17 protein-coding genes and 1 pseudogene are annotated in these 17,340 nt (G+C 70.7%); 11 read left to right on the plus strand and 7 right to left on the minus strand.

The features are described from left to right. Positions 1-17 precede the first annotated feature (17 nt). From AC5P1B_RS30900 to AC5P1B_RS30910, 3 genes are all read left to right on the plus strand, one after another. Positions 18-1,022 carry an ATP-binding cassette domain-containing protein gene (locus tag AC5P1B_RS30900; protein ID WP_493891295.1) on the plus strand — a complete coding sequence of 335 codons (1,005 nt, stop codon included), beginning with the start codon at positions 18-20 and terminating at the stop codon, positions 1,020-1,022. Further along, positions 1,022-1,813 (plus strand): ABC transporter permease, encoded by a 792-nt coding sequence (locus AC5P1B_RS30905; RefSeq protein ID WP_493891296.1) that lies wholly within the window; start codon positions 1,022-1,024, stop codon positions 1,811-1,813. The genes AC5P1B_RS30900 and AC5P1B_RS30905 overlap by 1 nt, the downstream gene beginning before the upstream one ends. A gap of 80 nt (positions 1,814-1,893) precedes the next feature. Then, positions 1,894-3,228 carry a hypothetical protein gene (locus tag AC5P1B_RS30910; RefSeq protein ID WP_493891297.1) on the plus strand — a complete coding sequence of 445 codons (1,335 nt, stop codon included), beginning with the start codon at positions 1,894-1,896 and terminating at the stop codon, positions 3,226-3,228. 78 nt (positions 3,229-3,306) lie between these two features. On the opposite strand, the gene AC5P1B_RS30915 is transcribed toward AC5P1B_RS30910, so the two are convergent. Next, positions 3,307-3,945: a hypothetical protein gene (locus AC5P1B_RS30915; protein WP_493891298.1), complete on the minus strand. Its 639-nt coding sequence runs from the start codon at positions 3,943-3,945 to the stop codon at positions 3,307-3,309. A gap of 346 nt (positions 3,946-4,291) precedes the next feature. Here AC5P1B_RS30915 and AC5P1B_RS30920 point away from each other — a divergent pair, with 346 nt between their 5' ends. Further along, positions 4,292-5,230, plus strand: coding sequence for an FG-GAP repeat domain-containing protein (locus AC5P1B_RS30920; RefSeq protein WP_493891299.1), 939 nt, complete (start codon positions 4,292-4,294; stop codon positions 5,228-5,230). A 93-nt stretch (positions 5,231-5,323) separates the two neighbouring features. On the opposite strand, the gene AC5P1B_RS30925 is transcribed toward AC5P1B_RS30920, so the two are convergent. Further along, the gene (locus tag AC5P1B_RS30925) at positions 5,324-6,220 is read right to left on the minus strand and encodes a LysR family transcriptional regulator (protein ID WP_493891300.1); all 897 of its coding nucleotides are present in this window, start codon (positions 6,218-6,220) and stop codon (positions 5,324-5,326) included. 161 nt (positions 6,221-6,381) lie between these two features. Here AC5P1B_RS30925 and AC5P1B_RS30930 point away from each other — a divergent pair, with 161 nt between their 5' ends. The 3 genes and pseudogenes from AC5P1B_RS30930 to AC5P1B_RS30940 form a co-directional block, all read left to right on the plus strand. Further along, a complete protein-coding gene (locus AC5P1B_RS30930) occupies positions 6,382-7,173 on the plus strand; it encodes an alpha/beta fold hydrolase (RefSeq protein ID WP_493891301.1) in 792 nt (263 codons plus the stop codon). A gap of 195 nt (positions 7,174-7,368) precedes the next feature. Further along, positions 7,369-8,376 (plus strand): NADP-dependent oxidoreductase, encoded by a 1,008-nt coding sequence (locus AC5P1B_RS30935; RefSeq protein ID WP_493891302.1) that lies wholly within the window; start codon positions 7,369-7,371, stop codon positions 8,374-8,376. Positions 8,377-8,496: 120 nt separating this feature from the next. Then, positions 8,497-8,871: pseudogene (locus tag AC5P1B_RS30940) on the plus strand (SAM-dependent methyltransferase); the annotation flags it as partial. Positions 8,872-9,496: 625 nt separating this feature from the next. On the opposite strand, the gene AC5P1B_RS30945 reads toward AC5P1B_RS30940, so the two are convergent. Further along, entirely contained in the window at positions 9,497-10,027 is a 531-nt protein-coding gene (locus AC5P1B_RS30945) for a DUF3995 domain-containing protein (protein ID WP_493891303.1), read from the minus strand. Next, entirely contained in the window at positions 10,024-10,374 is a 351-nt protein-coding gene (locus AC5P1B_RS30950; protein WP_493891338.1) for a DUF6191 domain-containing protein, read from the minus strand. The genes AC5P1B_RS30945 and AC5P1B_RS30950 overlap by 4 nt, the downstream gene beginning before the upstream one ends. 373 nt (positions 10,375-10,747) lie before the next feature. Between AC5P1B_RS30950 and AC5P1B_RS30955 the strand changes: the two genes are divergently transcribed. Together AC5P1B_RS30955 and AC5P1B_RS30960 are read left to right on the plus strand one after the other, a co-directional pair. After that, on the plus strand, positions 10,748-10,891 hold the full coding sequence (locus tag AC5P1B_RS30955) for a hypothetical protein (protein WP_493891304.1): 144 nt from the start codon (positions 10,748-10,750) through the stop codon (positions 10,889-10,891). Positions 10,892-11,011: 120 nt separating this feature from the next. Then, entirely contained in the window at positions 11,012-11,497 is a 486-nt protein-coding gene (locus AC5P1B_RS30960) for a hypothetical protein (RefSeq protein WP_493891305.1), read from the plus strand. A gap of 278 nt (positions 11,498-11,775) precedes the next feature. On the opposite strand, the gene AC5P1B_RS30965 is transcribed toward AC5P1B_RS30960, so the two are convergent. Together AC5P1B_RS30965 and AC5P1B_RS30970 are read right to left on the minus strand one after the other, a co-directional pair. Continuing rightward, a complete protein-coding gene (locus AC5P1B_RS30965; RefSeq protein WP_493891339.1) occupies positions 11,776-12,393 on the minus strand; it encodes a LuxR C-terminal-related transcriptional regulator in 618 nt (205 codons plus the stop codon). Positions 12,394-12,410: 17 nt separating this feature from the next. Then, positions 12,411-14,192: a sensor histidine kinase gene (locus tag AC5P1B_RS30970; protein WP_493891306.1), complete on the minus strand. Its 1,782-nt coding sequence runs from the start codon at positions 14,190-14,192 to the stop codon at positions 12,411-12,413. A 367-nt stretch (positions 14,193-14,559) separates the two neighbouring features. Between AC5P1B_RS30970 and AC5P1B_RS30975 the strand changes: the two genes are divergently transcribed. Continuing rightward, entirely contained in the window at positions 14,560-15,156 is a 597-nt protein-coding gene (locus tag AC5P1B_RS30975; RefSeq protein WP_493891307.1) for a L,D-transpeptidase family protein, read from the plus strand. A 729-nt stretch (positions 15,157-15,885) separates the two neighbouring features. On the opposite strand, the gene AC5P1B_RS30980 is transcribed toward AC5P1B_RS30975, so the two are convergent. Continuing rightward, positions 15,886-16,446 carry an ATP-dependent DNA ligase gene (locus AC5P1B_RS30980; RefSeq protein WP_493891308.1) on the minus strand — a complete coding sequence of 187 codons (561 nt, stop codon included), beginning with the start codon at positions 16,444-16,446 and terminating at the stop codon, positions 15,886-15,888. Here AC5P1B_RS30980 and AC5P1B_RS30985 point away from each other — a divergent pair. Then, on the plus strand, positions 16,368-17,009 hold the full coding sequence (locus AC5P1B_RS30985) for a nucleotidyltransferase domain-containing protein (RefSeq protein ID WP_493891309.1): 642 nt from the start codon (positions 16,368-16,370) through the stop codon (positions 17,007-17,009). The genes AC5P1B_RS30980 and AC5P1B_RS30985 overlap by 79 nt on opposite strands. Positions 17,010-17,340: the final 331 nt, after the last annotated feature.

A 17,340-nucleotide genomic window follows, 5' to 3' on the forward strand; every position in this document is an offset into this window, starting at 1 on the left:
TACGAAAGGAAAGCGGCATGACCGCCACCCAGGCATCCGCGCCCACCGCCGCGAACGCGACGGCGCCGGCGATCGCCGCCACGGGACTGCGCAAGTCCTACGGCGACAAGCTCGTGCTCGACGGCATCGACCTGAACATCGCCGAAGGCACCGTCTTCGCCCTGCTCGGGCCCAACGGCGCCGGCAAGACCACCACGGTGGAGATCCTCTCCACGCTCATCGACGCCGACGCGGGCGAGGCATGGGTCGCGGGCCGCCATCTGACCCGGGCCGCCGACGCGGTGCGCTCCGCGATCGGCGTCACCGGCCAGTTCTCGGCCGTCGACAATCTGCTGACCGCCGAGGAGAACCTGCTCCTCATGGCGGATCTGCACCACCTCGACCGGCGCGAGGGCAAGCGGCGGGCCAAGGACCTGCTGCGCCGCTTCGACCTGTCGGAGGTGGCGGGCAAGACCGCCGTCACCTTCTCCGGCGGCATGCGGCGCAAGCTCGACCTGGCGATGACGCTGGTCGGCGATCCGCGGATCATCTTCCTCGACGAGCCCACCACGGGACTGGACCCGCGCAGCCGCCGCACCATGTGGGAGATCATCCGCGACCTCGTCGCCGACGACGGCGTGACCATCTTCCTGACCACCCAGTACCTCGAAGAGGCCGACCAGCTCGCCGACCGCATCGCCGTGCTGGACCACGGCAGGCTGATCGCCGAGGGCACCGCCGACGAGCTCAAGCAGCGCATCCCCGGCGGCCACATCCGGGTGCGGTTCGCCGACGCCCAGGGCCTGGCCGCCGCCGCGGGCCTCTTCGGCGTCGCCACGCGCGAGGAGGACTCCCTGACCCTGCAGATCCCCAGCGACGGCTCCCTCCCCAGCCTGCGGGCCGTCCTGGACATCCTGGAGTCCACCGCCGCCCAGGCCGAGTCGCTCACCGTGCACACCCCCGACCTCGACGACGTCTTCTTGACCCTCACCGGCCGGCCCCGCCCCGCCGGCCCCGTCGCATCGCCCAAGGAGAACGCCTGATGGCCACCGTGTCCTACGCCGCCAAAGACTCCAGGACGATGCTGCGGCGCAACCTCAAGAAGGCCGCGCGCTACCCGTCCCTGACGCTCACCGTCGTCATCATGCCCATCATGATGCTGCTGCTGTTCAACTACGTCTTCGGCAGCGCCCTGGGCACCGGCATCAGCGACCTGCCCACCGGCAGCGGCGACTACATCGACTACGTCGCGCCCGGCATCATCTTGATGGCCGCCACCTCCGGCGCTCTGACCACCGCCATCAGCGTGTGCGTCGACAAGACCGAGGGCATCGTCAACCGCTTCCGTACGATGCCGATCTCCCGGGCCTCGTTCCTGACCGGCCATGTCATCGCCAGTGTCATCCAGACGATGACCAGCATCACGCTCGTCATCGGCGCCGCCCTCCTGATGGGCTTCCGCCCCAGCGCGACCCCCGTCGAGTGGGCCGCCGCCATCGGCCTGCTCGCGCTGCTCACGCTGGCGCTGACCTGGCTCAGCGCGGGCATCGGCCTGGTCGCCAAGAACCCCGAGACCGCCAGCAACATCCCGATGCCGCTGACGTTCATGCCGTTCATCGGCAGCGCCATCGTGCCGACGGACTCCATGCCCACCGGCCTGCGCTGGTTCGCCGAATACCAGCCCTTCACACCGATCATCGAGACCCTGCGCGGCCTGTGGCTCGGCACCGAGATCGGCAACAGCGCGGCCATCAGCCTCGCCTGGTGCGCGGCGCTCACCGTGGTCGGCTACCTGTGGGCGCGCCACACCTTCAAGGCCGGCGCCAAGCGCTGACCACCGCCCCCCTCACCCCGCTTCACCGACCACACCACACACCACACACCACCCCGCCCGACGGATCGCAGGAGTGACCCATGACCAGAGAAGACCTCGCCCCCCTCCAGCCGGCGACCGCCGCCGTCCGGCACCAGCGGGACACTCTTCAGCCGCCGCTGATCCGCCACACCACCGTGCTGCCGCAGGACAGACCCTGCCTCCTCCCCGGAACGGCCGGGGCCCACTTCGTTCCCCTGGCGCCCCGGAGGGACCACGACAGCAACCGTCCAGGACAGAGCGAGCTTCACCAGGCAGCCGTGCGCTCGGTGGGGCGGCTCGAACGCCTGGGGAGGTTTCTGGGCACCGGGCTCCTGGCCGGCGGAAACGGTGCGCTGCTTGTCCAGGTGGGCGGGGGCGCCAACACCGTGCCCTTCGCCCAAGCCCGTCTCGGCAACGAGTGGCACTTCCTCCACGTCAAGGGCGCCAAGCACCTGCCGGCCGCGACCGCCGATCTCAGCGGCATCAACCTCGTCACCGGCCCCTGCCTGTTCAGCCATCAGACCGCGCGGGGCTACGACGACCAAGGCGGCCGCATCGACCTTCTGCCACCGGAGCACCCCTTTTCCCACCGCCTCGCCTCACTGGCAGCCGCCCCCGGCCTGACGCTCTACGAGCACGAGTCGATCATGCGGCAGACCCGCATCGTCGCGGACCTGGTGGCGGCGCTGCCCCCCGGCGTCCCGCTGACCATCACCATCGACATCCCACGGGCCCAGTACTACCTCTACCTCCTGGACGCCTTCCGGCGACGTCTGGCCAGCGTCGCGCTGACCCTGGACTGGTTTCGCATGATCGACGCCCGTCATGCGCTCACCGCGGGCTGCTTCCGCCAACGCCTCCGCCGCCACCTGGCGGCCGCCTCACGGCAGGACGCGACCATCCGGGAATCCGACGCCCTCGGCGGCCTCGCCGAACTCCTGCGCGACGCCGTCAAGACAAACAGCACGCCGTCGCTCGGCGACCTCACCGCGGCGCTCTCCTCCCTGGGCGATCCGGTCTGGAGCCTTGTGCTGGACCTCGACCCACCGGCCGACCTGGCCGCACTCGGCAACGCCAGCTACGTCGTTGAGGAACTGCGTGCCGCCGCCGTCCACGACGACAGCAGCCCGGCCCTGGCGATCCCCGTCGAGAACTACTCCGAATGGAAGATCTTCCACCACAGCAGCCACCTGCTCGAACGGATCAGGAAGACGACCCCGGCAACCTCCCCCGGCAACCTCCTGGGCATCTACCCGCTGGAACGGATGCTCAATGTCGACCCGTCCGGCCAGTGGGCGCCCCTGTACTTCCTGGACCCCGGCCGCCACGCCACGGACGAGCACGGAAACACCGTCGACCTCTTCGAGACGGTCAACGCCCTCTACGCCGCCTGACGAGGCGACGGCGCGACAGACGAGAAGGAAGAGCGCCACCCGGGCAGCAGCAACCACTGGAGGCAGGACACCGGTCGCCTACCAGCTCGCCCGCCCGGAACCGCAGGGACCGATCGAGAAGACGCGCCGGATCGTCGAGTCCGGTGGGGGAGCGGCAGCCGGCTCCGCGCGAAGGTGCTGGGGCCCTTGTGGTCGCCGCTTTCCGGTCACGGCATCACCCCCTCCAAGGGTTCGCAGCGGATCAGCGGTGAGACGGGTCGGTTGTGCGAGTGCGCTCTCGTAGGCAGGGCGGGCGAAGACGTACGGGCCCATGGCAAGCTCCCCCCACTCCTTGCGGAAGGGCTGGCGGAAGGAGGACCAGGTGACGGTCTCGGACGTGGTGCTGATGATCGTCTGTAGGGGCCAGCAGCCCCAGATGCCGCAGGAGCAGCCCAGGACCGGGGTGGTGCCGGCGGAAGGGGCCGCGAACTCCGGGGCCGGATCGCCCAGGAAATGCCGTACGGCGTCGCCAACCTCGGCGAGCGTAAGGCCGCCGTGCTGGGCGAGCAGGAAGCGTTCCTCCTCGGCCAAGCCCTCATCCTCGCGCTCCAGGCGCCAGAGATCGCGGGTGGCATCTGCGGCGTACACGCGCAGATCCGTGCCGTCGATACGGAAGCCCCACTGAAGGTCCGGCTGCTGTTCGCCGATGGGATAGTCCACAAACTCAATACGCTGCATGGTCGTCAGAAAGTACACCTAGCATCTCATCGCCGGCCTGGTAGACGCCCGCCGGCCGCTCATCGTCATAGACCCCGCTCATGCCGTTGGTGCTCAACCGCCCTCCGCCACGTCCGGGGCCGCCCGGGCCGGCGAACCCGCTGCGGTTCGGGACGCCACCGAAGAACCGCTGCATCGCCAGAGCGGGTGCGGCGGCGGTCGCCGCCGGTGTGCGGGGGGCCTCGTCATGCCCCGGGCGGCTAGGAAGTTGACATGTGCGGGTTCCGTGTGACGATCAAGGCGAATCGCGGTCACCGAGGGGTGACCGCCTCTTCGACTCCTGTCACCTTCCTTGGGGGAAGCGCTCGTGACCTACCTCTGCGGCCGCCGCGCCGGTCGTGTCCTGACGGGGCTGGCGACCGCGCTGACGGCCACCGCTGTGGTCGGCACCACCACCGCGTCGGCGGGGACCGGCACCTCGGCGCCTGTCCCCGCCGCGTCCCCGGGCGCGCCGTCGTCCGCCGCCGCACCGGAGGGAGACCGGGCCGCTGCCGCACGCGCCGCCGCGCGGGCGTCCGCCCCCGTGCTGCCGCTGTGGGCGGTGAACCGGGGCGGTGATCTGTACTGGTACTGGCCCAACGGCCGGGGCCTGGGCGGCCGCGAGTTGTTCGAGACCGGCTGGACGGACATCAACGCGGCGACCCAGGTCGACCTGCACAACGACGGCTCGTCCGCCGGGCTGTACCAGCGTGCCACCAACGGCACGCTCTTGTACGAGGTCAGCACCGGCCCCACCCGGGAGGTCGGCAGGGGCTGGGGCAGGTACGACGTGCTGCTGTCCCCGGGCAACCTCGGCGGAGCGAAGCAGTCGGACCTCCTCACCCGGGACACCGCCGGAGCCTTGTGGCTCCACCTGGCCAAGCCCGACGGGACCCTGACCGGCCGCAAGAAGGTTGGTCACGGCTGGGGCCAGTACACGCGGATCGCCGGGCAGCACGACCTGAGCGGGGACGGTCGGCCCGACATCGTCGCCCGCGACCGCTCCGGCGTGCTCTGGCTCTACAAGGGCACCGGGGACCACGCCAAGCCGTTCGCCAAGCGCAGCAAGATCAGTTCTGGCTGGAACGCTTTCAACCACCTGCTCTCCACCGGCGACTTCACCGGCGACGGCCGCTCCGACCTGCTCGCCCGGGACAACGCCGGCGCTCTGTGGCTCTACCAGGGCACGGGCAAGGCGTCCGTCCCGTTCAAAGCCAAGGCCAAGATCGGTTCCTCCGGCTGGAACCAGTACGTGCAGATCTTCTGAGCCCGACGGCCCCGTCCGTCGCAGGGCAGATCACCGGCGCCCCGTTCGCGTCACGGCCGACGCTGAACATTCCTGGCCAGCGGCAGCCAGCCCCTACGCCCGGGCCCCCTCGGCCGCCTCGTCGCAGGCGTCGATCAGGGCACGCAGCCCGGCCCGGGGCGGACCGCTGCGCACCGCCAGGTAGGTCCGTATGACGGGCGCCGGCCCGCTCAGGGGACGCAAGACCACGCCGGGAACAGGGAGCTGGTCGGCATGCGCGGCGTACAAGACCGTCCAGGACGGTTTGCCGTGGCCGATGGCGGCGAGGGTGTCCTGGTCGTTGGTGAACTCCGGGCCCAGGACAGGCGTGTAGCCGGCCGCCCGGCACGAGCGCATCACCAAGTCGTGGAGCGCGGGATTGCGGGAGCGCGGGCAGATCCGCAGCGGCAGATCCGCGAGCCGGGCCAGTTCGACAGACTCCCGCGCGGCCAGCTCGTGGCCCGCGGGCAGCGCCGCCACCAGTACGTCCTGCCACAGCGGCAGGAACTCCAGCCCAGGTTCGCTCCGCTCACCGCGCAGCAAGGCGGCGTCCAGGTCACCGGCCCGCACCTGCGCCAGGCGTTGCTCGGTGCTGCCGGTGAGGAGTTCCAACTGGGCGTGTCCGGCGCGCCGGGTGAACGCGGTGAGCAGGGCGTCCAGCCACACACCCAGCCCGGAGCTGGTGCCCAGGCGCACCGTCGCGGCCTGTTCGGCGCGCAGTTCGTCGATGGCCTCCCGGGCGCGTGCCTGGAGGGCGAGCATCTGCCTGGCGTACGGCAGCAGCCGGTCGCCGGCCTCGGTGAGCCGGACGACGCGGGTGGAGCGGGCGAACAGCTCCGTACCCAGTTCGCGTTCGAGCCGGCGCAGCTGCTGGCTGACCGCGGACTGCACGATGTGCAACCGCTCGGCGGCACGACCGAAGTGCAGTTCCTCCGCCACGGTGAGGAAGTAGCGCAGCTGACGCAGCTCCATGACCCCCGGCCCCCCCTTTGTCCGCCGTGACCAGCATTGATCACCGTTCGCGATCAGTGTAGGCGCGGATCGCTCATTGGCCGGCGGAGGCGAGCGCGGTTGGCTGGGGACATCGACAAACCGCGCGGCCCGCAAGGGCCATGAGGCACAGGGGAACCGCCATGCCCGGCCTGGACGTCAACGACACCACGCTCCACTACGAGGACGAGGGGACCGGCCCGGCGCTGCTGTTCCTGCACGGCTGGGGCACCAGCGGCCGGACCTGGGGCGCCCAGCTGCCCGATTTCACCCGGGACCACCGGGTCGTCACCGTCGACTGGCGGGGCTGCGGGCGGTCGGCCCGCCCCGTCCGCGGCAACACCACCGCCGGGGTGGTCAGCGACCTGGTGGCGCTGATCGGCGCGCTGCGGCTGGAGCGGCCCGTGGTCATCGGCTCATCGATCGGCGGGACCTTCGCCACCGAACTGGGCGTGCGGCGACCTGAGGTGATCGCCGGCGTGGTTGCGGTGGACGCGCCGGGGTACTGGCCGTCGACGAGAACTCAGGCGCAGGCGGAGCTCGTGGCCGCTCTGCGCCGGGACCGGGCCGGTACGGTCGCCAGCTGGGTACCGGGGTGGTACGCGCCGGGCACCGCGCCCGCGCTCACAGACTGGACGGTCCGCCAGATCCTGGACTCCGGCGTCTACATCGATGAGCACCAGGCCACCGCCGACGGCTACGACCCGCGCCCGACGCTGCCTGGGCTGCGGGTGCCGATCCACTATCTCCACGGTGAGCTGGACACCGCGATCCCCCTGGAGGTGGCCCGGACCTGCGCCGCCCTCACGCCCGGCGCCACGGTCAGCGTGATCACCGGCGCCGGCCATATGCCACACCAGGAGCTCCCCGACCAGTTCAACGCCGCGCTGCGCGCCGCGCTCGCCCGGATGGCCCCCGCCGCCGCCACCGCATAACCCCCCGGGCGGCCTCCGGCCGAGCCCACGCCGCGACGGTGCGGGCGGGCACTGCGCAGCACCGACTCCGCCCGTCCCCCCTGCACGGTCTTCTTCTTTCATGCTGCACGGTGCGATGCGCCGGGCCGCTGCGCTGTGCTCCATGAAAGAAGAAGACAGGACCATTTTCTCGCACGTACGGAAGGAAGACGGTCTATGACAAGCACCGCACAGGAATGGCATCTCGTCGCTCGCCCCGTGGGACGGCCTGCCGAACGGGACTTCCGACTGGTGGAACGGGCCCTGCCGTCTCCCGGCGACAACCAGGTGCTGGTCCGTAACAGATTCCTCTCGGTGGACCCGTATATGCGGGCTCTCATGGGCGCGGGGCACGGTATCCCGTCCTACCCGCTGGGCCGGCCGATGACGGGTGGGGCCGTGGGCGAGGTGGTCCAGTCGCGGGCGGCCGGTCTGGCCCCGGGGGACCTGGTGCTCAGCGACCTCGGCTGGCGCACCGCCGCGGTCGCCGGCGCCGGGAGCTTCACCAGGCTGCAGCGAGTCGAGGGAGTACCGGACTCCGCATTCCTCGGCGTACTGGGCATGCCCGGACTGAGCGCGTACGTCGGGCTGACCGAGATCGCCGAACTGCGCGCGGGCGAGACAGTGTTCGTCTCCGGAGCGGCCGGCGCGGTGGGCAGCCTGGCCGGCCAGATCGCCCGGCTTCGCGGGGCGAAGGCCGTGATCGGCAGCGCCGGGTCCGCAGCGAAGGTGACATACCTGACCGACGAACTCGGCTTCACCACCGCCTTCACCTACAAGGACGGCCGTGTGCACGAGCAGCTCGCGCAGGCCGCCCCGGCCGGCATAGAGGTGTACTTCGACAACGTGGGAGGCGACCATCTGGAAGCCGCCATCGACGCGCTCAACCCGCACGGCCGGGCCGCACTGTGCGGGGCCATCTCCGGCTACCACGCCACCGAGCCGCCGCCCGGTCCGCGCAACATGCTCGAACTGGTGAGAAAGCGGCTCACCCTGCGCGGCTTCGAGGTGGGCGACCACGCGGCCCTCCAACCCCGCTTCGCCCAGGAGATGAGCAACTGGCTGGCCGATGGCCGCATCATCTTCCGGGAGACCGTCGAGGACGGCATCGGCAGCGCGGTGAACGCCTTCCTCGGCCTGATGGACGGCCACAACACCGGGAAGATGCTGGTCCGCCTCTCCTGACGCACTCCGCACCGGACCCCCGCGACGATGGCGGCTACCTTCTCGACAACGCACGGCCCGAAGCGGGCGCCCGTTTCGGCGCGCTCGGCGAGCTCTTCGACCCCAGCACCTTCCGGCACAGACGCCGATCCGGCATCGCAACCGCTGATCTGCCTGGACGAGTACGGGCCCGAGCAGGCACTGACCAACAGGTTGCGGGCCGGATTCCGCTCGCTCCTCGCGACCCGCGGTGCCGACCTGGCCTACGGACGCAAACTACCCCGGCTGCCGCGGGAGGCGGGACTGACCGGTGTCACCGCGGACGCCTACTTCCCGATCGCATCCGCGGCCTGCGACGTCCTGGAGGCGGCGACGATCCGACACGTGCGCGACAAACTCATCGCGGCAGGACTCGCGACGGACGAGGAGATCGATCGGCGTCTGGCGAACGTCACTTCGGGCACCCTCGACCTCGCCACCTCCCCAATGATCTCCGCGTGGGGCCGCCGCCCATAAAACCCCGCCGGCCCGGTCCCTCACGGGTACGAACCAGAAGAACGCAAGGCGTTCGTACGCACCCGCGCCCCAGGAGTGCCCCCGGAAGAGACCCCAGCGCCGGTCGCGGCAGCCCTTGTCCGTTACGCACCGCTCGCCGCACCGAGAGGGGACTTCTCTGGCCGATCCCAGCCGGGAGAACCGGGTAACCGCCGACCCGCTGGAGGCGATCCGCCGGATCGGACAGCAGGACAGCCCGCCTGATACGGCCCAGTCGCCATACGGCCCAGTCGCCACCGAGGCTCGGCTGACCCCTGACCAGATGGGGCCGGGCTCGCGTTGCCCCTTGTCCGGGTTCGCTACCCGGCACCGTTTCCCCGGGACCGCCCTGGACCGCCCTCGCCGCAGCCGCCGAACAGGCCGCGGACACGGGGGTGCGTAAGAGAGGCGCCCGCCCGCACCCGGTGCGCGCCCGGTGCGGTGCGGCGGTGCCTACCACGACGCGCACGGCGCGGTACACGATGCGCACGGCGTGGTGCACCGTCCGGCGGCGGGGCCCACCCCGATGCCCACCACCATCATCCACGGCGCGCACGACATCACCGACGCGAACATGAAGCGGCCACGTGACCGGCCGGACCAGGCCCTAGCACCTGCTCCGGCCGGCAGAGCGTCCGCACACAGGTGGCGGTTCCGCGTCGGTACGCCTGCTGGACCCAAGGGCGGCGAGACCGAAGGCCAGCCCTCCGGCGATGAACCAGGGATTCCAGAGGACCAGCGTCCAGGCTCGCTGCCCCGCGCTCACGGAGGCGTCCAGATGCGTGGTGTCGGTCAGCACCAGCACCTCGATACCGACACCACGGACCAATAGGAGGGCACTGACACCCCACCCCAGCCACCGTGCCACCAGAGCGGGACCACCCCGGAGCCTGGACCGGGCAAGCAGCCATGCCAGCGAGGCGCCCCCGAGGCAGAGCACACCCACACCCCACAAACCGGCTACGACGAACCACAGCGGGCGCTCAGTAGCCAGCGGACCAGCGGAAATACTCAACCCCACATCACCGCCGACGGCCCAGTAGAAGTGCAACCCGGCGAACGCGGCCGCCCACAAGCACGCGATACGCCCCCACAGCATGGACGGTTCGGCGCCCGTTCCCTCCACCTCGCCTTTCACCGCCGCACCTCACGGGCATCGCGCCTGTCAGCGCATGGACCGCCCGCCTCCTGGGGCAACACGATGAACGCGGTGCCCCCGGTCAGATCAATGCTGGAGCGCGGCGGCGCACCGTCACTCTCATCGTCCCGCCGCAGCAACTCCACCCGCCGCTGCTCCAGCTCGACCGTCTTGTTCCCGTTCACGACCGCCGTGAATTCATCGAAGGCCGTGTTCGACAACGACCGCCCCGTGCGCCTGCGCAGCCACGGGAACAAGCCCAGCCCCGTCAACCACCGCCACACGCTCTCCACCAGCGCGAACAAGGCCAGTAGACACACGAACGCCGGAAACGACATGGCCCACATCGCCACAGCTGGCCCCCATCACCCTCAACACCGTTGACGGTCGGAAAACGGCGCAGGGAACGGCGTCGTTCCCACCGGACGTGCGGGCCGGGAGAACCCGGGGCACCAGCCATCGCTCCCGCCCAGCACGTCGTCACCGCCGTCACGGGCGGCCGTCGGCGACCGCCCACCGGGCCAACGCCGTCGGCGACCGCCCGCCGGGCCAACGTGGCGAACGAGCGCCAAGCGGGGGAGCGGGCACCGGGCGACATGGCCGGTGCGTTTTCCTGAACACACCCGGCTGCCGCGCGGAACCGGCCGCGAACAGCCGACCGCCAGCGCCCCCGATACCCCGAGAGACCCCGCGCCCGACCCGGACACCCCGAGGAGCCCCGTGCCCGACGAACTCACCAGCACCGTCGCGGCGGCCATCCGGCTACGGCCGGACTTCCGCCCCACCACACTCCTCTCCCGCACCGAGAAGTCCCTGCTCATCGCGGGAGAAGGTGAGGACGGTCGGCCGTCACAAAGCTGCTGACCAGCCGGGAACCGCTCTGGGCGGAGAAGTTCGGCGCGGAGATCGCGGCATACCGATCTTTCACCGACGCACCACCGCCGGTGCGCTCCCACCCTCATCGCCGCGGACGAGCAGCACCACGTGCTGCTGATCGGGCACACCCCGGGCCGTCCCCCGGTCCCCGGCCCCGACCGGTTCCCGCCGCAGGCACTGGACCCGGCACATGTCACGGCGATGACCGAGGCCATGACCGGCCTCGCCCAGTGGCGGCCCCCCACCGGCGTACTCACCGACCCCGACTATCCCGCACGCCTTGACCGCGATCACCGCCAGGGCCTGACGACCCGACAGGACTACCAAGGCCTGACCGGCCTGCTCCACCAGGTCTGCACCGACCTGGTGCCGGGCCACGGCGACCCGCTGCCGACCAACGTCGTGTTCGGCCCCCGGTATGCGGATGGGGGCGGGCTGACGGCTACGGGGTGTCAGCGCCGCGAGGCCGCACCCCCGCCGGGAGGCGGCCGACGCCCGCCGGGCAGAGGAGTACCGGGCCCGCCAGGAGGAGTACAAGGCACAGGTGCGGCGGGCGGCAGAGGAGCAGGCTGCGAAGAAAGCAGCCGAGCGTGAGGCCCGCCGGCCCGCCGGCCCGTGAACCGGCTGCGGGGCGAAGGTCACCGACGAACGGTGGGAGGCGGCGCGGGCGACGGACTGGGGCACCCCGAAGGGCACCCGCCCGGAGCTCTGCGACGACTGCAAGCACCAGTCCGTGACCGCCGCACGGCAGGACCAGGTCGACAATGAGCGCCAGGAGCAGGGTCAGGCCGTGCCCGAGCGGAAGGCCGGTGGCTGGTTCTCACGCCTGCGCACCTGACCTGGGAGGGTCGGCCTCGGTACGAAGGCCCGCGTCATGCCTCGAGATAGGCGAGCACCGCGAGAACGCGCCGGTGGCCTTCCAGGTCGGGCTCCAGGCCCAGCTTGGTGAATATGTTGCGCACATGGGTCTCGACGGTCTTGCCGCCGACCCCCAGGTGCCGGGTGACGGACTCGTTGGAGCGGCCCTCGGCCATCAGGGTCAGCACCTCCCGCTCGCGCCGGGTGAGCGTCTCCAGGGCGCTGGTCGTACGCCGCCGCCCGAGGAGGCGACGTACGACCTCGGGGTCGATGAAGGACTCGCCTGCCACCACGCGCTTGATGGCCCGCGTGAGTTCGGCGAGGTCGGCGATGCGGTCCTTCAGGAGGTAGCCGAAGCCGGTCGGCTCGCGGGACAGGTCCCGCAGGGCGGTGCCGGTCTCGACGTACTGGGAGAGCAGCAGCACTGCCGTCTCAGGGTGGAGCGACCGTATCTCCGAGGCCGCCCGTATGCCCTCGTCAGTGTGGGTCGGGGGCATACGGATGTCGACCAGCGCGGCGTCGGGGCGCAGCTCGGCGACCAGGGTGAGAAGGTCGTCCGCGTTGCCGGCCTGGCCCACGACGGTCAGGCCCGCATCCTGCAGCAGCCGTACGAGCCCCTCGCGCAGCAGCATGGAGTCCTCGGCCACGATCACTCGCACGGCAGTTCCGCCCGTATGCGTGTCCCGCCGCCGGGCGGACTGGTCACCCGCAGGGTGCCGCCGGTCGCCGCTACCCGGTCGGTGAGGCCGCGCAGACCGCTCCCGCCCGCCGGGTCGGCGCCACCGATCCCGTCGTCGATGACCTCGATCACCAGCCGGTCGCCGACGGGCTCCGCGATCGCCTCCCGCTTTCCGAACACGCTCACCGCATCCGCCTTCGAGTGCTTCGTCGCGTTGGACAGCGCCTCGGCGACGACGAAGTACGCGGTGGACTCCGTCAGCGGGGTGAAGCGTCCCGGCTCGACCATGACGACGACGGGGGTCTGCGCCAGTGCCGCGAGAGCGGTGATCGCCGCCGCGAGACCGTCGCGGGTGAGGACAGCGGGGTGAATGCCGCGGGCCAGGTCGCGCAGCTCGTCCACAGCCTGCCGCACCGCCTGGTCGGCTTCGGCCACCGTCCGGCGCAGTGACCGGTCGGGTGCCTCCCGGGACAGCGCGGCATCGAGCCGACGCAGGGTCACCAGGGCGAAAACCAGTCGAGTTTGAGCCCCGTCGTGCAAATCGCGTTCCAGTCGCCTGCGCTCCTCGTCCACCGCCTTCAGGAGACGGGAGCCGAAGGCCGTCGCCTCCTGCGTCCGCCTGGCGACCTCCGCCCCCAGGCGATTGCTGCGCAGGCAGAGGCGGACCGAGCTGCTGACCGCGAGCATCAGCTTCCTGTCCTCCTCGAGTGCGGTGTCGTGCACCAGCACCACCGTGGGTTCTCCGGCGGACTCCTCGACGGTGGTGGCGGTCAACCCGCTGCCCGGGCGCGGCAGTACCAGCCGCTGTCCGTCCGCATCGACGTAACCAGACTGCTCGCCCTCCCCGCTGCTCGGCGACCGCAGGCCGAGCCGGAGCGAAGGATCACCGAGCAGCCGGACCAGTGCGTCCTGCAGCCGCCGCGGTGTCGGGTCCGCGCCGACTTCGATGACGAGGTTGCCCACGTAGGCCCGCCGCAGGCGCATGCGCAGCAGGCCGATCAGAAAGCTGACCGGTATCAGAACCTGGCTCGCGTCCGAGGGCCAGATCAGCACCGCGTCCGCCGCACCCAGGGCGTCCGGGCCCAGGAGGTGGATGATCTCCCACCCGACGAAGGCCACGGCGACGGAGAGCGCCACCCAGGCCGGCATGAGGATACGCCGCCGCGCCGGGCAGCTCACCCGCCAGCGGCGAACGAGCGCCACCAGGCACAGGAGGGTGAGCAGCGCTCCCGCCCAGCGGTAGACGAGATCGACGACCTCGAACAACCGCGGCGCGGAGTGCAGCAGCACAAGGTTCACGCTCGGCCCGCAGCCCTGACAGGACAGATACGTGGCATCGTCGCTGGCGGCCGGGTCGTACAGCGTCACCCGCAGCAGCCCGCCGAAGACCACCACGCCGTAGCCGACCGCCACCACGCCCCGGTCCAGGGCAGTGGCGAGCCGTCCGTCGGGGAAGGCGAGCAGCAGATGCGCCAGTACCGCCAGGTTCAGCGCCTCTCCCCACGCGCCGATGGTGAACAGCAGCGGTACGCCGGTGCCTTGCAGATTGCCGAGGTACCACGTGACCCCTTCGGCCAACATGAGCTGGCCCGTGCCGTTGGCCGGCCTCCGCCACCAGGCGATCAGTCCGGCGCCCGCGTAGGACCAGCCCACCGATAGGTCTCGTACGACATCGGCCCACGCCGCTCCGGCTCGGAGGTAGCCCCACGCTCCGCAGATGCCGACGGCCAGTGCGGCCGCGGCCCAGCACACCGGTGACCAGCGGAAGTCAGGCCTCCCCCGGCGCCCCTCCACGGCGCTGACCCTATAAGGCGGGTCACCCTGGACGGAAAGGAACAAGCCGGGCGTGCGCAACCGGTCAACGAGCGTTGGTGGCCGACCCGGGAAATCAGGGCCAGCCCTGATGCTGCCCTGGCGGAGAGTGCATACGTTGTGGTCGTCGCGGTTCTTGGGGGTGGCCGGCCCGGTGGGGGCGGGCCTGTAAACCTGTCGGGCCTTCAGGCCGTCGCACCTTCACAGCTCAGTTTCTGTGTTGGTTTGTCACCGTGTCGGCCGCTTTCGAATTCAGCTGAATCATGCCGCCGCTGGGTGATACATACATGACAGGAAAGGAGACACCGTGGCTTCACGCACACGGAACCTATCGCTCACCGTCGCGGTCGCCCTGATGGCCGGCTTCGCGGCCACCGCCACCACAGCGCCCGCGCAGGCCGCCAAGGCCGGCTTCACGGCCACCGCCACCACAGCGCCCGCGCAGGCCGGCAGCAGCTACAACTTCCTGTACTTCGACAAGAATCCCGGCAACCAGACCAAGTCGACGCTCACCCTGTACCGCTACGTCGCGTCGAGCGACCGGACGGTCAAGATCGACTCGTGGCGAGCCGGTTCCGGCTACACCAAGGACACCTGCGCTCGCAACAAGGGCTGGCTGCCCAACGGTACGTACAAGATCCCCTCATGGCACAAGAAGTTCAACGGCAGCAAGATCAAGGGGTACGTGGTGGAGCTCTCGAACAAGCGGTGCCACAACGGCACTCCTCGCACCGAGCTGTTCATCCACAGCGAGATGACTCGGAACGGCGGCCAGGGTTCCGCCGAGCCGTGGCGGTGGGACGGCCCTTCGGACTACAAGTCGAACGGATGCGTCAAGCTCCGCCCCGCCGACATCAAGGACCTCTTCAGCTACAGCAAGCCCACCAAACTGATCGTCGGCTGACCCACCGACTGGACACCGGGCCCGACTTGGGCCAGGTGTCCGCGTACGGGCGGGGCTCCACAACTGCGGCTGACCCCCGGCACCATACGTGGGTGCCGGGGGCACCGCATCCCGCCTGTGCCCAGGGGGAGGGGGACGATCCTTCGGCTGAAGCCCATGGAGCGTCTCGCCGCGCGGCGCGCCCCCCCTCGCACCATCGCCGTGCGGCTGGGGATGGTACGGCGGGCCGCTCAAAGGGATTGTTCCTCCCTATGCGGCACCAAGCTCCCACGGGTCTGGGGACTCGGCGGAGAGGAGGAGATCACCTGAGCACGGAACGTCTGCGAGCGGGTGTGGCGCCTCTGGTCGGCGGGCCGCCGTTCGGCCGCGCCGCCGACCGCTCAGCTCAGTGTGGTGGCGACGCCAGTCGGGGGACGTCGGCGGGGGAGAGGCAGGACCGGGCGCGGTACAGGCGTGCGGGGTGGCGCCACCGGCCGGAGACGTCGCGGGCGGCGTCGACGCCGCCTTCCACCACCAGCTGCGGTCTGGCCAGGGTGATGCTCAGGGTCTCCTTCGTGCCCCACCCGGCGGAGAACGACCAGCCCGTCCATGGACGTTGTTCGCTCGCGGACGGGGACCAGCAGGCCGACGACCGTCATGCCGGTCGCCTGTGTGAGGGGGTGGTGCGGCCGGTGTACTGCAGACGCCCACCGTCGTCGTACCCGCCCAGCAACAGACTGCGGGGAGCGGTCAGAGGGCCGGTGTGGCCGCGTTGACGATCGCCTCGGTGGTCTCGCGCACCTTGTATTTCACCCAGCCGCGCGCCGCAGGCCGGCAGACCTCGTCCAACCGCTTGAGGATCACCCCTTCCAGACCGACTGCGGTCCAGGTCAGCCACTCGGTCACAGTGTCCGGGCCGGTGGTCGACGGACACAGTGCCCACGGCGCCGTCAGCCGCCGCTCGGCGAACACCGACTCCAACGCGGCCCGGCGCCGCCGGTAAGGCCAGCCCGGGGTGTCGGTGCCCGCCAGGCGCAGTACGTCGAAGGCAGAAGCGCGCAGGCTCGCAGAATCTCGGCCCCCCGGACAGGGGAACCCGCGTGTTGGCCGGTGTTCTCGGCGGTATCGCGCACGGGTGAGGAGCACGCACCGTCTACGGCTCCACATCCCGCCGGCCTGCTTCATCGACCGTGGCCGGGGGCTCCCTTCGAGACCGCTGATAGATTCCCGCGGTGAGCGAGCAACTGCCCAGCGGCGGCATCGAACTGTCACCCGGCGAGACCGAAGCCCTCCACGCCAGGTGGTCGTCATGCTGGACCCCGAGTGAGGTCGCGCAGCAGTTGGCCGGGAGCGGCACGCCCTGGTACGTAGCCGCGGGCTGGGCGCTGGACCTGTTCCGCGGCAGGCAGACGCGCGCTCACGGAGACATCGAAATCGCGATCCCGGCCGCGAGCTTTCCCGAGGTCCGCCACCGCTTTCCCGGATACGTCTTCGACGCGGCAGGCAGCGGCCGGATCTGGGAGGACGCCACACCGGAGGTGCTGGCCGCCGTACATCAGACATGGCTCCGCGACCCGGCCACCGGAAACTACCTGCTCGACGTGTTCCGCGAACCGTCCGAGGGCGACACCTGGATCTGCCGACGCGATGAGAGGATCCGGCTTCCTTACAGCGACATCATCCACCACACCCAAGACGGCATCCCGTACCTGGCACCCGAACTGGTCCTGCTGTTCAAGGCCAAGCACGCCCGCCGAAAGGATCAAACAGACTTCGACGCGACCGTCCCGCACATGACCCCGGCTCAGCGCGAGACCCTGACCGAGCTACTCGACCGCGTACACCCGGGGCATCCCTGGATTACGGATCTGTAGCCGGCTACCGGCGAGCTCGCATGTTCATCTGTCGCTGGCTCCCCCAGGAAGCCAGCCCGCGCGCGCCCGGCCATGTGAAAGCCGGTCAGGGCGTGGGCTGCAGACAGGCTGGACAGCGCCGCCCGGCTCAGCGGATAGGACGGGGTCTACCAGAACCCCTTCCCGATCGAGGACAGCGCTGACACACGGCGGAGCATGTACGAACTCATGTGGTACACCCCGGGAGAGGCGCCGTTCGCCCCGGACGCGCCGCTGGGCTTCCTCACCCCGCACATCCGCCGCGCGGAAGAAGGAACCGACTGGACGGACGGCATCACGCTGTTCTTCGCCG

The sequence above is a fragment of the Streptomyces sp. A01 genome (assembly GCF_059026195.1).

Coding starts and splice junctions, on each gene's coding strand:
- AC5P1B_RS30900 (WP_493891295.1), top strand. CDS start 18: ATGACCGCCACCCAGGCATCCGCGCCCACCGCCGCGAACGCGACGGCG.
- AC5P1B_RS30905 (WP_493891296.1), top strand. CDS start 1,022: ATGGCCACCGTGTCCTACGCCGCCAAAGACTCCAGGACGATGCTGCGG.
- AC5P1B_RS30910 (WP_493891297.1), top strand. CDS start 1,894: ATGACCAGAGAAGACCTCGCCCCCCTCCAGCCGGCGACCGCCGCCGTC.
- AC5P1B_RS30915 (WP_493891298.1), bottom strand. CDS start 3,945: ATGCAGCGTATTGAGTTTGTGGACTATCCCATCGGCGAACAGCAGCCG.
- AC5P1B_RS30925 (WP_493891300.1), bottom strand. CDS start 6,220: ATGGAGCTGCGTCAGCTGCGCTACTTCCTCACCGTGGCGGAGGAACTG.
- AC5P1B_RS30930 (WP_493891301.1), top strand. CDS start 6,382: ATGCCCGGCCTGGACGTCAACGACACCACGCTCCACTACGAGGACGAG.
- AC5P1B_RS30935 (WP_493891302.1), top strand. CDS start 7,369: ATGACAAGCACCGCACAGGAATGGCATCTCGTCGCTCGCCCCGTGGGA.
- AC5P1B_RS30950 (WP_493891338.1), bottom strand. CDS start 10,374: ATGTGGGCCATGTCGTTTCCGGCGTTCGTGTGTCTACTGGCCTTGTTC.
- AC5P1B_RS30965 (WP_493891339.1), bottom strand. CDS start 12,393: ATGCTGCTGCGCGAGGGGCTCGTACGGCTGCTGCAGGATGCGGGCCTG.
- AC5P1B_RS30980 (WP_493891308.1), bottom strand. CDS start 16,446: ATGACGACCACCTGGCGTGGAGGGCTTCGGTCTCGCCGGGTGACAGTT.